This window comes from Acinetobacter sp. HR7, from assembly GCF_000773685.1.
Lineage (GTDB): Bacteria > Pseudomonadota > Gammaproteobacteria > Pseudomonadales > Moraxellaceae > Acinetobacter > Acinetobacter thermotolerans.
On sequence record NZ_JPQO01000205.1, the window covers coordinates 1 to 14,638 of the forward strand.

The following is a 14,638-nucleotide window of genomic DNA, read 5'->3' on the forward strand; positions in this document are numbered from 1 at the left end:
TAATAGTGCGTAAGTCCTAAATTATTAATTCGTTTAAAAATTTTTAAAAAATTTGGGATTTGGCATCCTATTTGCTAATATTTAAAGCCTTTTTAGGTTGAATGAATTTACCGAAATGAGTGATACTGCGGGACAGATTCGCACCATTGATGCCCTGGGCAAACCCTGTCCGATGCCATTGCTGATGTTAAAGCGAGCACTGAAAAGTTATCCAGGTGAAACCTTTCTGTTGAAGTCATCCGATCCACACAGTCAGATCGATGTTTCGCGTTACTGCGAGATTCACCAGCTGAAGTATGAATTGAAACAAATTTCCGACGTGGAGTTTCACTACTTAATTGAATCCTAAAAAATTTCAATTAAACTGTTTATCTCCATATTTGCAAAAAAGTTTACATTTCTCTACCCAAACATCCATCATTTGATTGAAGATTGGATTAAGATAAATCATAGATTTGGGAATGATCCCGTTATTCCTCAAGGAGAACACATGAGTGACAGCAGCAATCAATTGATGCCCCTGTCATTATCGGCGCCAGGTGTCAATCTCGGTGCTTATATTAGTACTGTCAATCAGATTCCTATTTTAACTGCCGAACAAGAAAAAGAGTTGGCGGACCGATATTTCTATGACCAGGACCTGGACGCAGCAAAAATGCTGGTGATGTCCCACCTGCGTTTTGTTGTACATATTGCACGTAGCTATGCAGGTTATGGCCTGCCTCAAGGTGACCTGATTCAGGAAGGCAACCTTGGTTTAATGAAAGCGGTAAAACGCTTTGACCCCAATATGGGTGTCCGTCTGGTTTCCTTTGCGGTGCACTGGATTAAGGCAGAAATCCACGAATATGTGATTCGTAACTGGCGTATTGTCAAAATTGCGACCACCAAAGCACAGCGTAAACTGTTCTTTAACTTACGTAGCCTGAAAAAATCTTCTAAAAAGCTCACTCTTGAAGAAGCACAATCAATTGCCAATGACCTGAATGTTACCCCAGAACAGGTCCTAGAAATGGAAGGCCGTCTGACGGCTTATGATGCTGCTTTCGAGGCTTCCGGTGATGATGACGATGAAGGTTCAGGTCATGTCGCTCCAGCTTTGTATTTGGAAGATAACCGCTATGACCCGGCACGTTTGATTGAAAATGAAGACTATGAGGAACAAAGCACCGCTGCCCTGCATGATGCGATGGAACAGCTGGATGACCGTTCACGCAATATCCTGCAACGCCGCTGGTTAGATGATGAGAAATCTACCTTGCATGAACTGGCTGCAGAATATAATGTTTCCGCTGAGCGAATTCGTCAGTTGGAAAAGAATGCCATGGAAAAAATTAAAATCGCCATGTCTTCCAACTAAACGTTACACAACTGATCAAAAAGCCTTCAGAGATGAAGGCTTTTTTGTCTGTTAATGCCATGTCTCGAAAGCCGCTTTTATGCTAAGGTAAAGCGCAAAATTTACAGGAAGATCAGTTCAGATGTGGATTGCGATTTCAGCGATTAACCTGGCTCTTGCCGTAATGCTTGGCGCCTTTGGCGCACATGGCTTAAAAGCCCGTGCCACAGAAGCACAACTGGCCTGGTGGCAGACTGCGACCGATTACTTTTTCTATCATGCGCTTGGATTATTGTTCCTAGGCATCATCGCGAAAGTCATCCCAGAGCTTCCAATCAAGCCAAGCTTTGTCCTGATTCAGTTTGGCATTCTATTCTTTAGTGGCTCACTGTATATCATGGCGCTGGGTTTACCACGTGGTTTGGGTGCAATTACCCCGATCGGTGGTGCACTAATGATCGCTGGCTGGCTGGTGCTGGCATGGAACGCATTTAAATACATCAAATAAGAACTGGTCACGTTTAGAGGGTGCCAAAATGAACATTTATATCAATGGCGAACAACAACAGACCGACTGCAAGACCTTGATGGATCTGATCCAGAATCTTGCACTTGAGAGTAAGCGCTATGCCGTTGAAGTCAACGAAATGATCATCCCTAAAAGCAGACTGGCTGAAACGCCGATCTGTGAAGCAGACAAAATCGAAATCATTCACGCTGTCGGTGGCGGCTAAAGCTCGGAAACACTATGCAAGATTTACTACAAATTGGTTCACGCCAATTCCAGTCACGTCTGTTAGTTGGTACAGGCAAATACAAAGACCTTCAGGAAACCGAACAGGCGATTCAGGCCAGTGGGGCTGAAATCGTGACGGTGGCGATTCGCCGGGTCAATATCGGTCAACATCCGGATCAGCCAAACCTGCTTTCTGTGATTCCACCAGAGAAATATACGATCTTGCCGAATACCGCAGGCTGCTTTGATGCCAACAGTGCGGTACGTACCTGTATGCTGGCACGTGAACTACTGGATGGTCACAATCTGGTGAAACTGGAAGTATTGGGTGATGAAAAGACCCTATATCCAAATATTACTGAAACACTGAAAGCTGCCCGCACCCTGATTGATGATGGCTTTGAGATCATGGTCTATACCTCGGATGACCCGATTGTGGCACAGGAACTGGAAAGCATGGGTTGTGTCGCAATCATGCCTTTGGGCAGTCTGATTGGTTCTGGTCTGGGTATTCTGAATCCACACACCATTTCCATCATTAAAGAAAATGCCAAAGTGCCAGTCTTGGTCGATGCCGGTGTAGGTACTGCTAGTGATGCAGCCATTGCCATGGAACTGGGTTGCGACGGCGTACTGATGAACACAGCCATTGCTGCTGCACAGAATCCAGTACTCATGGCCTCTGCCATGCGTAAAGCAGTTGAGGCAGGTCGTGAAGCCTTCCTGGCAGGTCGTATGCCACGCAAACGCATGGCCAATGCCAGCTCACCTGAAACCGGTTATTTCTTTAAATAATTTTTTAAAGCTAAATAAAGCCAAAAAATAAAGGACTCAAATGAGTCCTTTATTTATTTTTTAATCGTGAATTAAGGAATCAAACCTTCATCACGCATCGCAATTTGTACAGACTGACGTTCAGCCACTTTATTACGCAGTGCAATAATATTCTTGTATGGGCTTAAGTCATGACCGATATGGTTCGACCAGTTGGTCAGTACGAACAGGTAAGCATCAGCCGGACCAAAGTTGTCATCGACCAGATACTCATTGTCTGATTCACCAATCTGTTTATCGATATAAGTTAGCAGACGGTCAATCTCTGCATAGCCTTTTTTCTTAGCTTCTTCATCTAATGGTGCACCAAAGAAAATCGCATAAGCATCATGCAATTCCGAGTTCAGATACCCCAACCATTCCAGGACTTTGGCACGCCCCATACCAGATGGCGGAATCAGATCTTGTTTTGGATCGTGTTGCGCCAAGAATGGCAGGATTGCAACGTTTTCGGTCAGCATCAGCCCCGGGTTAATTTCTAATGCAGGTACATAACCCTTAGGATTGATTTCGTAATAATTCTCACCTTTCTCAGTTTTATGTGTTTTTAAATCAACACGTTCCAAATCAAAATCGACATTAATTTCATTTAAAATAATATGTGCTGCCAACGAGCATGCACCAGGTGCATAGTAAAGCTTCATTTCTGATCCTTGTTATCTACTTCTCAATGTTTTAAATCGCTTCCAACAAACTTTCAAGTGATCAAACCTGTAAATTGCAAAAAAGCGTAACTGCCGCCGAAAGACATTTACTCCTTCAATATTGAGTATATTCAGGGCATTTTCAAGTCATTCTTGTGTGGATTTTTAAATCAGGACGATTAAGATACGCAGGGTTTAAAATTTAATGATGAAATTCTGTGATAAGTCTGAAAAAAGAGGAATGGTTTTCCAATATTCGCACCGATGTCCTGGCCGGACTGGTAGTCGGTTTGGCGCTCATTCCTGAATCGATTGCCTTTTCTGCCATTGCTGGCGTTGACCCTCAAGTGGGTCTATATGCATCCTTCTGTATCGCGGTATCGATTGCCTTCTTTGGGGGTCGTCCAGCCATGATCTCGGCAGCAACAGGTGCTATGGCCTTGCTGATGATTACCTTGGTCAAGGAACATGGTTTGCAATATCTGCTGGCTGCAACGGCACTCACTGGTATTATTCAAGTGATTGCGGGATCATTTAAGGTTGCCAAACTGATGCGCTTTGTCTCGCAATCGGTAGTTTATGGCTTCCTGAATGCCCTAGCGATCCTGATTTTTGTCGCGCAGATTCCGGAAATGCAAAAAATGGATAGCACGGGTTATCTGTTTGTAGCGATCGGCCTGGCGATTATTTATCTGTTTCCTTATTTGCCGAAAATTGGTAAAGCCATTCCTTCCCCACTGATCTGTATTATCGTGCTGAGCGGGCTGGCAATGCTGCTGGGTGCCGATATGCGTACCGTCAGTGATCTGGGGCATTTCCCGGATACTCTACCCGTTTTTTTGATTCCAGAAATCCCGCTGAATTTTGAAACCTTACAGATCATTTTTCCTTATTCGGTGACACTAGCAACCGTGGGCTTGCTTGAAACTATGATGACCACCACAGTAATTGATGAAGTCACTGAGACTGAAGGCAACCGACATCAGGAATGTCGTGGTCAGGGCATGGCAAATATTATCAGTGGTTTTATGGGCGGTATGGCGGGTTGTGCCATGATTGGTCAATCCATCATTAATGTGTCTTCTGGTGCGCGTACCCGTCTTTCAACACTGGTGGCTGGCGTATTCCTATTGTGTCTGGTGGTATTCCTAAAAGACTGGCTGGCTTATATCCCGATGGCAGCATTGGTGGCAATTATGATCATGGTGTCATTTACCACTTTCCAGTGGGGTGCGATCAAACAATTTGGCAAACATCCACTCGCCTTTAATATCGTAATGATTGCCGTCGTGCTGGTGGTATTAGCAACGCATAACCTGGCACTCGGTGTATTGATTGGCGTTGTTCTTTCTGCCCTGTTCTTTATTAACAAGCTAGAAAATACGGTTCATGTTGATACCCATCTAATCGATGAAAATTCACGTCGTTATGTGATTTCTGGACAGATTTTCTTTAGCAGTTCGGACCGCTTCTACCAATTCTTTAACTTTAAAGAAAAAGTGAAAAAGGTGGAGCTGGATCTGACCCATGCACATATCTGGGATGTGACCTCAGTGAATATGTTTAATAACGTGGTGCAGAAATTCAAGGCTCAAGGTATTGAGGTTGAAGTCACTGGCATGAATGAAGCCAGTAGCACTTTGGTAGATCGTTACCAGACCTGATTGCAACCATATTCAATAAAAGGACCAATCGGTCCTTTTATTTGCCTGTCTTTTGCTGAAGTCCTATTTTTAGTGGCGAATTCCCGAGAAAAGTTTGACTTGCACCGCTCAGGACTTAAAATACCGCATTCGAAATTTTTAAGATTTGCCAAAGTTATGTCGAACGATCAATTAGACCAGCAAGTCGTGGAGCTGGACAATTTAAGCGAGCACCGTGAAATTGTAACGTTTATGCGCCGCTCAGCCCCGCTGAACACCTCTCAACGTACTGCGCTAGAACAATATGGTCACTTAATTTTGGAATATCCGGCGGGTGATTTGCGTCAGCATTTTGAACATCCTGAACGACCACTAACCGTAGAAATCGGTTTTGGTATGGGCCGTTCACTGGTGCTGATGGCCAAAGCCAATCCTGAACGTAACTTTGTCGGTATTGAAGTACACGTGCCAGGCATCGCACAATGCGTATATGAAGCAGGTAATGAAGGTCTGACTAACCTGCGTGTACTGGATGCAGATGCGATCCAAGTGCTACGTGAGATGCCTGACAACAGCATTAACACTGTACAGCTGTACTTCCCTGATCCATGGCAGAAAAAACGTCACTTCAAACGTCGTTTTGTGGTGCCTGAGCGTATGACGCTGGTGGAACAGAAACTTGAGCTGGGCGGTACGTTCCACTCTGCAACTGACTGGGAACCGTATGCTGAATGGATGCTAGATGTACTGGATAACCGTCCGCGTCTGGAAAATCTGGCAGGCAAAGGCAACAGTTACCCTCGCCCTGAATGGCGTCCGATCACCAAATTTGAACGTCGCGGGATCGAAGCCGGTCACAAGATTAATGATTTCATTTTCAAAAAGATTTCTTAATCTAAAACATTAAAAAAGCGCTGATTGTTCAGCGCTTTTTTATTAACGAAGAAAAAGACGATAAATCAGTTTAAGAATCGAACTGCCATACGGTGGATAAATCAGTTTCATCAAACTGAATTTTGGCCGGCTGAATACCGACTTGGCATGACTAAAAGTCTTAAAGCCTTCATGCCCGTGATAATGCCCCATACCGGATGGGCCAATACCCCCAAACGGCATATCTTCCATCCCCGCCGTCATTAAGGTTTCATTCAGGCAAACCCCACCACTATGTGTCGCATGCAGAACCTTTTGCTGCTCAGCTTTGTCATAGCCAAAATAATACAGTGCCAGTGGCCGGTCATGCTGGTTGATATATTCAATGGCTTCATCAATCTGTTCATAGCCAATAACTGGTAACAACGGCCCAAAGATTTCATTCTGCATAATCAGCATATCTTCATGCACATTGGTCAAGACCAGATGTGGCAAACGGCGCCCATCTACACCCTGTTCAATCTGATGCAGCTGTGCACCTTTGGCTTTCGCATCCTCGATATAGTCTTGCAAGCGAGCAAACTGCCGGTCATTGATAATAGTCGTATAATCCGGATTGCTCAGAAGGCTGTTTGGATAAAACTGTCGAATCGCGTTGAAATAGGCTTCGATAAAAGCAGGGATTTGTCCATGATAAACAAAGGCATAATCGGGTGCGACACAGGTCTGTCCGGCATTCATGGTCTTGCCAAACGCCAGACGGCGTGCACTTTCCTGCAAGTCCGCATCCTTGGTAACAATGACTGGTGACTTACCACCCAATTCTAGTGTCACAGGCGTTAGATTATCTGCCGCTGCATGTAACACATGCCGTGCTATTGAGGTCGCACCGGTAAACAGCAAATGATCAAATGGCAAAGTGGTAAATTGCTGCGCAACCTGAGCATCTCCAGTGACTACAGCAATCTGATTATCAGGAAAATAACGTGCGATGAGCCGTTGAAACAGGCTGGAAAATTCCGGGGTATATTCACTCATTTTCAGCATGACCCGGTTGCCCGCCGCTAATGCCTGCCCCAAAGGACCGATCGCCAGAAAAAGTGGATAGTTCCACGGCACCACAATACCGACCACACCCACCGGCTGATACATCACATAGCCAGTCGCTGGCTGAAACAGAATACCGACTTGGCGTTTACTTGGTTTCATCCATTTTCTTAGATGCTTTAAGCTGTGCTTTAATCCATTCAAGCTGGTCAGTACTTCAAACAGCTTGGTTTCATCCAGACTGCGGTTAGAGAAATCCCGGCTAATCGCTGCTGCCATTTCATCCTAATGCTCCACCACCATGCGATAAAGTGTTTTTAGTTGCTGTCGACGCTGTTCATAGCTTGGATATGCTGCTTGCAAGCAAGCCTGACGCTGCTGCTGAAAGATATCCTGCATGTATTTGGCACTATCCAGATTCGCCCCTTGTTCCCATGATGTCATGTGTTGTCCCTATTAATTCTGTAAAAATAAAATTCTCATATTGTTAAGCCACTTTTGGAGCCTGTTGTCTTGCCAGGATCAGATCCACGGCTTTTTCGGCAATCATAATTGTTGGCGCATTGGTATTACCATTCACGACTGATGGCATGACCGAAGCATCGATGACCCGCAGATTCTGAATGCCATAGACACAGAGTTCAGGATCAACGACAGACATCTCATCAACACCCATTTTGCAACTGCCGACCGGGTGATACACTGTATCCACCCGATTACGTAGAATTTCCCGGATATCATCATCTGTTTTCACATTCGCAGTAAATAAATCCTGCGTGTATAGATTGGACAGTGATGGTGACAGCATCAATTTCTGCGTTAATTTAAAACCTTGAACCAAATCCTCTAAATCGCGTTCATCATCCAGAAAATTCGGATCAATCAGTAACGGATCATGAATATTTGGCCCGCTTAATTTAATCGAACCACGGCTGCGTGGATTTAACAGACAAACATGACAGGAAATGCCGTGACTGCGATGGAATTTGCGCGCATGATCATCTACCAGTGCCACGACGAAATGCAGTTGCAGGTTTGGAATTTTTAGTTCAGGTGAGCTTTTGATAAAACCGCCACATTCTGCAAAATTGGAGGCAATCATGCCACGGCGTTCACTGCGATAACGTGTAATCTGCTTCCACATATTCAGTGAACCGGACATGGAAATTCCGAAAGTTCCAGCAAATTCCTTGAGGGTATAACCAAAAATAAAATCGGGATGATCATGAAAATTTTTTCCGACTCCCGGCAAGTGATGCTTAACTTCGATACCATGCTGCTGCAGTTCTTCTGTATCGCCAATGCCCGATAACATCAGGATATGGGGAGATTGAATCGCTCCAGCCGAGAGCAAAATCTCCTTCCGTGCACGAAGCGTTTTTAGTTGACCCGCATGCTGTACCTGAACACCCACTGCTACTTTTTGTTCTATGAGAATTTTATGCGTAGTGGCTTTGGTCCACACGGTTAAATTCGGCCGATTCAAATGTGGAAACAGATAAGCTCGTGCAGCGCTACAACGTTCACCATTGTCATGCGTGACTTGATAAACGCCCAAGCCTTCCTGCTCTGCACCATTAAAGTCATCCAAAACTGGATAGCCCTGTTCACGGGCAGCCTGCAAATAGCGCTCATGAAAAATGCTATCCGTTTGCACATCGGATACATGCAAAGGACCTGCATTGCCATGATATTCATTCTGAATGCGATGATTGTTCTCGGAGCGGATAAAATATGGCAGCACTTCCTCATAAGACCAGCCAGTACAGCCTTGTGCTGCCCAGCTATCATAATCGGCACGATTGCCACGGATATAAATCATGGCATTAATCGCGGAGGAACCACCCAAACATTTACCCCGTGGCTGATAGCCTTTGCGCCCATTCAAGCCTTTTTGTGGAACCGTTTCAAATGCCCAGTTATTGATTTTGGTCGGCAAACTCATGACACAGGCGGCGGGAATATTCACCGTCCAGGCATTACCATGACCACCTGCTTCTAAAAGACAGACCGAAATATTGGGATCTTCACTTAAACGACTGGCCAGTACGCATCCCGCGCTTCCGCCCCCAATAATGATGTAATCAAATTCCTGTTGCATTGTTATTGTTCCATTTTCATTATTATCTTCTCAACTTAAGATATTTTCTGAAAATAGACAATCAATTATTCAGAATTCAACTCGACGCTTAATTGAGAATTCTGCACGAAATTCAGATAGCTAGGCTCTTTAGCTCTGACTTAAAAAGGTTGATGACGTTGCAATATCTGCTGACTAAGTAAGGCATAGACCTCTGCTAAATCTGGTCGTTGCGATTGTTGCAACATCTGCTGATGCATATTCAGAATGTTCTGATCGCCACGCATCGCAGGTCCGGTTTGCATCTGACAGGGATCATTCTGTGTGGCTTTATTGGCCGTTTCCAAAATGAGTGGATAAAGCAGACTAAAATCCACCTGCTCTGCATCGACGATCTGTTTAGCCATGTCATAACAATAATTGCTAAAATTACAGGCAAAAACAGCAGCCAGATGCAGACTTAAGCGCTGGCTGGAACTGTAATTATAAACACGATTGCTTAGGCTATTAGCCAATTCCAATAATAGGGTTAGATCCTGCTCCTTTGCAGCTTCAATAAACAGTGGTGTGGTCTGCCAGTCGATATCGCGTTCCAGACTAAAGGTTTGCAATGGATAAAACACTCCAGCACGTGCATGGACTTTTTTGAGTACATCCAGATGCGTACTGCCAGAAGTATGTACGATTAGATTGTGTCGTAGATGGGGATGGATTTGCTCAATTACAGAAGCGATAGACTGGTCACTCACCGCAATGATTACCAGATCAACATTGGCTGTGAGTTCTTCAGGCTGAGTAGTAGCCTGAGCCTGAAATTGTGCTGCCAGTTGCTGGGCTTTTACCAAGGTTCGGCTATAAATCTGCACAATCTCATGTTGCACCGATAATACCCGTGCCAGATGATAAGCTACTCGCCCTGCTCCAATAAGACTAATCCGCATCTGTTTCTATTCCTAATGAATTGCGCACAGCATGCCAATAAAAAAAGATCGAAGCAATTCGTCCTATTGAGTTTGCCTATATTTCAGCAAGTACCCTATTTCAATAGACCGCTCTTTTATTGATAGGTTTAAAAAAGCATTTATTCTACTTAATAAAAAAGCCCTGAAAAATTCAGGGCAATTGCGCTAACTTTTACATTTTAGAAGTCTTTATACTTTCTTTTTTACCCCTTGATCATCCACGGCACGTACAGTACCGGTATCGGTATTCATCACTTCAAAGGCGACCCGACGGTTTTGATAACGGTCCACATCCGTTGCATTACTTGCACTTGGCTGAGTTTCTCCCATACCAACCGCCCGTAATTGTGCTGGATCGACCCCTTGTTGAATCAGATAATCTGTAATCACTTGTGCACGCTGCAAGGATAATTTTGTGTTTTGCTCAGCATTGCCCTGCGCATCACTATGCCCAATCACTTTCAGATGCACTTGTGGCGCACGCTTCATTAAAGCAGCCGACTGATCCAGAATCGACAGATTGATTTCCGGAATTTCAGTTGAACCTGCTGCAAAGTTAATGGCTTGTAGGTTTAAAGCAGTCGCGACATCAAGTGCACGGATCTGCTCTGGTTGTATACTGGCCAACACTTTGTCAGCTTCATTGCTTTGAGCACTTGCCATCTGTTGAGGATTAACCGGTTGCTGCGTCATCACCTGCATATTTTTGGCCAGATGACGGATTTCACTGGCAATACGCACTGCATCTGCTGAGTTGGCGGCCTGCACAGATACCTGATCACCCATCCAGTTCAGGCTAACATTCGGTACACCCTGTATGCTTTTCAGTACTGTAGGAATCACATCCTGATCAATAAATTGCGAATGGTAGTTCTGGTTATTTGCCGTTCCACAGCCAATATTATAGTTATAAATCTGTTTGATCTCATTTTGCAGGATTTGCATATATTGCGGGTCATTTAACTGTACCTGACAGCTGGTCATCTGCCCTTCACTTCCCGTACTCAGCTTTAAAAATGCTGGCTGAGTCACTGCTGCCTTACTATTCTGCATGTCACGGATATCATCCGGGTCATCATCACGGGTACAGCCGCGGAAGAAGAACATGATGAGCACTGCAACAGCAATGAAAGCGATCACTGGCACAATGAAAGCATTACGTTTAGCTTTCTGAATAGGTGGTTCAGTTGGTTTTGGATCAATCCCCGGCACTGGCGTAGGATTATGATTCACCAGTGGTGAAGCACCCATAGAAAGTAGTAATGGCGAAGCCCAAGTCGGCACAGCTTTCTGAATCGACTCGTTATTGGTTTCAATCACATAATTGACTGCATCAGGTGTAGATGCCTCAGCTTCTGTTTTTAAATATTCAATAGTGGGTTTAATGGAACGGTTTAAGGTCTGTTCCAGTTGGTCTTGTGGGACTCCATTCGACTGACTCGAAATATGCTCCAGCACTTGCTGTTTCAGTTCCGACTTTTCCGCAAACAGCTCGCTGACTTTAGGATTCAGCTGATTGGTCAAGCTGTCCACCCGATCTGGATTGGCACGCAAGATACTCAGCAAGATCGGATAAAATTGTCCCAGTGCCTGATCCTTTTCAGCCACGTATTCCGTTTCACCTTGAAGCACGCTTGGAGTGACGTTAGTTTTTAATCGTTCAATCAGGTCTGTGTTCATAAAGCCACCATTCTTTTCTTTTGATTTTTTTAATGTTTCGTCAAGAATGAGTGTAACGAGCCCTCTTTTTAGAGGATGTAATTAATTGTATGGATATCATAAAGTTTCACGAGTTCTGTTGAACTCTGTTAATTCATACAGCGCCAACTGTAGTGAGCTTTTAACGATCAAGCTGATTCGTGGAAATAATTTTACGCATGAATCGCCTCTTTATAATCACCATACCGGAAATTCTAATCAGACTGATGCTGTGAGTGATCATGACGAGATATTTGTCGTTCTAATTGTCGGTGATCAGTATAGACTTGTTGGGCAAACCCCCAGATTCCAGAAAATAGTATCACAATAAAAGCAACAACTATTCCGAGACCAATCCCCTGAACTTTATTTTGCTGGTACTGTTTTCTTACGGACATAGTCTGCAGTCGAGTCCATCTAGGTACAGGTTTGGCTGCCAGTGCTTCCAGAATTGGTGTCGCCCAGGTCGGCAATGCCTGATGGATCTCCTCTGCATGATGATCCAGCAAATGTACAATTCCCTCCACTTGAATGGTTCCTGCTTCATGCTCAAGAAAACCCAAGCACGGAATAATGGCTCGATTAAGTACCTGTTCAAATTCCGTTTCAGGAATCGGCCGGTTTAATTGTTGCTGCAACTTTTGCAGATATTGCTGTTGAAGCTGGTAATTACCCTGAAAGATTGCGTTAATGCTCGGGTCAAGCTGCTGGATTAAATCAGCAATTAAAGACGGATGTACATGCAAGATACTCAATAAAAAAGGATAGAAGCGACAAAGTGCCTGATCCTTTTCTAGCAGATCATTAAGCTCATCTTTCAATATGTAAGGCGTAACAGTGACATTGAGTTTTTTGACAAGATCCATGCTCATGAGCTGCACCATTTTGTCATTACATTGGTATTAGTCTCTAATAAGTCGCGGTGCAGTATCTGTAAATTATTGTTGGCTTATCACATGCTATATTTATCTTTAAAGCTTTATTTTTACTATAAAAAAAGCCAGCCGAAGCTGACTTTTTAAAAATTCAACTTCTTAAGGTTCTAAATAATAAATTTTCTGACGCAATTCATTTGTGCGCTCTCTAGTCATATTAGTTTCACAATTCAAACGTGAAACTTCCGGATTATCTGCATTTGAACTTTGTAACTTACACTCCAAATCACGCTTTTTAAGCCAAATTCGTTGTTCTTTGAGTAGCTGTTCACGGACATCTTTTGTCGTTGCATTCCAGACCAAGTTTAAGTTTTCATTAGCTTGATCTAAGTTAGTTTGAGCTTCTGTGATCAACAAAGATTGATATTCTTCTGCTGCCGCCGACTCTTCTGCTAAACGTTTCATTTCTTCTTGTTTAGCTAACTCCGCTGCATTTTGTCTTGCACCTTTTAATAAAGAATCAATTGCAATATCTCTCACAAACACAGCTAAAGCATCAGGATTTTCTAGTGTAACAAATACTTTCTTACCATCATCAGTTGGTTGTACAAAATATTCAATTTCTTTCTTAAGCTGATTATTTTCAAAATTTAAATCAGATAATACTGCCGCTTGTGAAATATTATTTTCCTCATAGACTGCTCTAGCTGCATCAGCGTCTTTGATCATTTGGGCTGGAATATTGACTACTAAATTTGTAACACAGTAATTCTTCTTACTATTAGGATCTGCATTATTTGTTCGAACATCAGTCACATTAAATGTTATTTGTTGTAGAGCACTTCTTAATTTGCCCATGTCTACTGTAACATTTTCAGTTTCAATAATTTCTTTTACCCTGTTACTAGCAATCTCTGCAACATTTTTACTAAAGGCTTCTACAAATGTTTGTTTTGTAATCTCACTATCACACTTGACACTTGAACCTGCAATTGAGGATACCTTCTCGCATCCCACTAAAGTCAATATACTAAAAGTCAAAGCTAATAATTTAATGTTCATATCAAATACCATTAGTAATCTTCATAATATTCTTCGCTTGCCAAATCTGCTGCAGCTTCTGCTTCTTGAGCTGCAATTACTGCATCTTCAGCTGCTTGTGTTGCCGAATACCTATTAGCTTGGCTTTGTTGTTTCTTTTCAGCTTCTTTTAATTTCACTTGATTTTTTTCAATTTGAGGTTTCAAAAATGCGTATGTCAAAGTATCTGTAATTAATGTATTAACAGGAGAAGAGTTTTTTACTAAAGCAAAAATTTTGTCACCCTTATCATTAGGTTGTAAGGTATATTCAAGAACCAAATTTATTTTTCCATTCTCATAATCAACTTCTAAATTATGAGCTTGTGTTTCGGTTAATTGAGCTTCAACTTTTGCTCTAGCTTCATCAGACTTTTTAAGCAAATCAGAAGGTATCGTAGTTGATAAATCAATCGAACAATTAGTTTTAGGACTATTTGGGTCAATAAATTCAGTACGACTGTCGGACAAGGTAAAAGTAATATTTTGGGCAGACAATTTTAATTTAGCTGGATCGAGATCTTTAATCGCGCCATCAGCAATTAAGGATTTTAATTCACTCTCTAAAGATTTATCTAAATTACTTTTTAAAACATTATTCACCAATGTTAAAGCATCTTGATCATCACATGCGATATGATTTGAAAAGAATGGACTTTTACATGCTGTTACAGAAATAGCAATAGCTGTAATTGTTAAAATTTTCTTATAAAACTTCATATTACCCCCTTATTTTTCTCGTGAAATATACATAAGTTTACAAAAAAATTCTATGTTGAAATAAAAAAAGCCGACTAAAGTCGGCTTTTTAAAATTTACTGTGATCTA

The 14,638-nt window shown here is 42.8% G+C and carries 16 protein-coding genes; 7 read left to right on the plus strand and 9 right to left on the minus strand.

What is annotated here, in order from left to right; all coding sequences use genetic code 11:
• Positions 1 to 115 precede the first annotated feature (115 nt).
• The 5 genes from GW12_RS12615 (at position 116) to GW12_RS12635 (ending at position 2,870) form a co-directional block, all read left to right on the plus strand.
• Positions 116 to 349, plus strand: a complete 234-nt coding sequence (locus GW12_RS12615) for a sulfurtransferase TusA family protein (RefSeq protein WP_034588062.1) — start codon at positions 116 to 118, stop codon at positions 347 to 349.
• A 141-nt stretch (positions 350 to 490) separates the two neighbouring features.
• Positions 491 to 1,360, plus strand: coding sequence for an RNA polymerase sigma factor RpoH (gene rpoH / locus GW12_RS12620; RefSeq protein WP_034588065.1), 870 nt, complete (start codon positions 491 to 493; stop codon positions 1,358 to 1,360).
• 121 nt (positions 1,361 to 1,481) lie between these two features.
• Positions 1,482 to 1,847 (plus strand): DUF423 domain-containing protein, encoded by a 366-nt coding sequence (locus tag GW12_RS12625; RefSeq protein ID WP_034588068.1) that lies wholly within the window; start codon positions 1,482 to 1,484, stop codon positions 1,845 to 1,847.
• A 28-nt stretch (positions 1,848 to 1,875) separates the two neighbouring features.
• Positions 1,876 to 2,073 (plus strand): sulfur carrier protein ThiS, encoded by a 198-nt coding sequence (thiS, locus tag GW12_RS12630; RefSeq protein WP_034588069.1) that lies wholly within the window; start codon positions 1,876 to 1,878, stop codon positions 2,071 to 2,073.
• 14 nt (positions 2,074 to 2,087) lie between these two features.
• Positions 2,088 to 2,870, plus strand: coding sequence for a thiazole synthase (locus GW12_RS12635; protein ID WP_034588070.1), 783 nt, complete (start codon positions 2,088 to 2,090; stop codon positions 2,868 to 2,870).
• Positions 2,871 to 2,941: 71 nt separating this feature from the next.
• On the opposite strand, the gene GW12_RS12640 is transcribed toward GW12_RS12635, so the two are convergent.
• On the minus strand, positions 2,942 to 3,553 hold the full coding sequence (locus tag GW12_RS12640; RefSeq protein WP_034588072.1) for a glutathione binding-like protein: 612 nt from the start codon (positions 3,551 to 3,553) through the stop codon (positions 2,942 to 2,944).
• A 218-nt stretch (positions 3,554 to 3,771) separates the two neighbouring features.
• Between GW12_RS12640 and GW12_RS12645 the strand changes: the two genes are divergently transcribed.
• Both GW12_RS12645 and trmB read left to right on the plus strand, forming a co-directional pair.
• Positions 3,772 to 5,217: a SulP family inorganic anion transporter gene (locus GW12_RS12645; RefSeq protein ID WP_034588074.1), complete on the plus strand. Its 1,446-nt coding sequence runs from the start codon at positions 3,772 to 3,774 to the stop codon at positions 5,215 to 5,217.
• Between the two features lie 156 nt (positions 5,218 to 5,373).
• Entirely contained in the window at positions 5,374 to 6,090 is a 717-nt protein-coding gene (gene trmB, locus GW12_RS12650; RefSeq protein WP_034588076.1) for a tRNA (guanosine(46)-N7)-methyltransferase TrmB, read from the plus strand.
• A 42-nt stretch (positions 6,091 to 6,132) separates the two neighbouring features.
• Here the strand turns inward: trmB and GW12_RS12655 are convergent, their stop codons facing one another.
• The 8 genes from GW12_RS12655 to GW12_RS12685 form a co-directional block, all read right to left on the minus strand.
• The gene (locus GW12_RS12655; protein WP_264673532.1) at positions 6,133 to 7,395 is read right to left on the minus strand and encodes a coniferyl aldehyde dehydrogenase; all 1,263 of its coding nucleotides are present in this window, start codon (positions 7,393 to 7,395) and stop codon (positions 6,133 to 6,135) included.
• A gap of 6 nt (positions 7,396 to 7,401) precedes the next feature.
• On the minus strand, positions 7,402 to 7,560 hold the full coding sequence (locus GW12_RS16135) for a hypothetical protein (RefSeq protein ID WP_264673533.1): 159 nt from the start codon (positions 7,558 to 7,560) through the stop codon (positions 7,402 to 7,404).
• Positions 7,561 to 7,603: 43 nt separating this feature from the next.
• Entirely contained in the window at positions 7,604 to 9,217 is a 1,614-nt protein-coding gene (locus tag GW12_RS12660) for a GMC family oxidoreductase (protein WP_034588078.1), read from the minus strand.
• 140 nt (positions 9,218 to 9,357) lie between these two features.
• Positions 9,358 to 10,137: a Rossmann-like and DUF2520 domain-containing protein gene (locus GW12_RS12665; protein ID WP_034588080.1), complete on the minus strand. Its 780-nt coding sequence runs from the start codon at positions 10,135 to 10,137 to the stop codon at positions 9,358 to 9,360.
• Positions 10,138 to 10,347: 210 nt separating this feature from the next.
• Complete coding sequence (locus GW12_RS12670) at positions 10,348 to 11,838, minus strand: OmpA family protein (protein WP_034588083.1); 1,491 nt, start codon at positions 11,836 to 11,838, stop codon at positions 10,348 to 10,350.
• Positions 11,839 to 12,071: 233 nt separating this feature from the next.
• Positions 12,072 to 12,728, minus strand: coding sequence for a hypothetical protein (locus GW12_RS12675; protein ID WP_152598554.1), 657 nt, complete (start codon positions 12,726 to 12,728; stop codon positions 12,072 to 12,074).
• A gap of 162 nt (positions 12,729 to 12,890) precedes the next feature.
• Positions 12,891 to 13,793, minus strand: coding sequence for a lysozyme inhibitor LprI family protein (locus GW12_RS12680; protein ID WP_081403502.1), 903 nt, complete (start codon positions 13,791 to 13,793; stop codon positions 12,891 to 12,893).
• Positions 13,794 to 13,804: 11 nt separating this feature from the next.
• On the minus strand, positions 13,805 to 14,530 hold the full coding sequence (locus GW12_RS12685; RefSeq protein WP_034588088.1) for a hypothetical protein: 726 nt from the start codon (positions 14,528 to 14,530) through the stop codon (positions 13,805 to 13,807).
• Between the last annotated feature and the right edge of the window lie 108 nt (positions 14,531 to 14,638).

Excerpts from the sequence above, each read along its gene's own strand:
- GW12_RS12615 (WP_034588062.1), top strand. The coding sequence starts at position 116 with ATGAGTGATACTGCGGGACAGATTCGCACCATTGATGCCCTGGGCAAA.
- rpoH (WP_034588065.1), top strand. The coding sequence starts at position 491 with ATGAGTGACAGCAGCAATCAATTGATGCCCCTGTCATTATCGGCGCCA.
- GW12_RS12625 (WP_034588068.1), top strand. The coding sequence starts at position 1,482 with ATGTGGATTGCGATTTCAGCGATTAACCTGGCTCTTGCCGTAATGCTT.
- thiS (WP_034588069.1), top strand. The coding sequence starts at position 1,876 with ATGAACATTTATATCAATGGCGAACAACAACAGACCGACTGCAAGACC.
- GW12_RS12635 (WP_034588070.1), top strand. The coding sequence starts at position 2,088 with ATGCAAGATTTACTACAAATTGGTTCACGCCAATTCCAGTCACGTCTG.
- GW12_RS12640 (WP_034588072.1), bottom strand. The coding sequence starts at position 3,553 with ATGAAGCTTTACTATGCACCTGGTGCATGCTCGTTGGCAGCACATATT.
- trmB (WP_034588076.1), top strand. The coding sequence starts at position 5,374 with ATGTCGAACGATCAATTAGACCAGCAAGTCGTGGAGCTGGACAATTTA.
- GW12_RS12655 (WP_264673532.1), bottom strand. The coding sequence starts at position 7,395 with ATGGCAGCAGCGATTAGCCGGGATTTCTCTAACCGCAGTCTGGATGAA.
- GW12_RS16135 (WP_264673533.1), bottom strand. The coding sequence starts at position 7,560 with ATGACATCATGGGAACAAGGGGCGAATCTGGATAGTGCCAAATACATG.
- GW12_RS12660 (WP_034588078.1), bottom strand. The coding sequence starts at position 9,217 with ATGCAACAGGAATTTGATTACATCATTATTGGGGGCGGAAGCGCGGGA.
- GW12_RS12665 (WP_034588080.1), bottom strand. The coding sequence starts at position 10,137 with ATGCGGATTAGTCTTATTGGAGCAGGGCGAGTAGCTTATCATCTGGCA.
- GW12_RS12670 (WP_034588083.1), bottom strand. The coding sequence starts at position 11,838 with ATGAACACAGACCTGATTGAACGATTAAAAACTAACGTCACTCCAAGC.
- GW12_RS12675 (WP_152598554.1), bottom strand. The coding sequence starts at position 12,728 with ATGAGCATGGATCTTGTCAAAAAACTCAATGTCACTGTTACGCCTTAC.
- GW12_RS12680 (WP_081403502.1), bottom strand. The coding sequence starts at position 13,793 with ATGAACATTAAATTATTAGCTTTGACTTTTAGTATATTGACTTTAGTG.
- GW12_RS12685 (WP_034588088.1), bottom strand. The coding sequence starts at position 14,530 with ATGAAGTTTTATAAGAAAATTTTAACAATTACAGCTATTGCTATTTCT.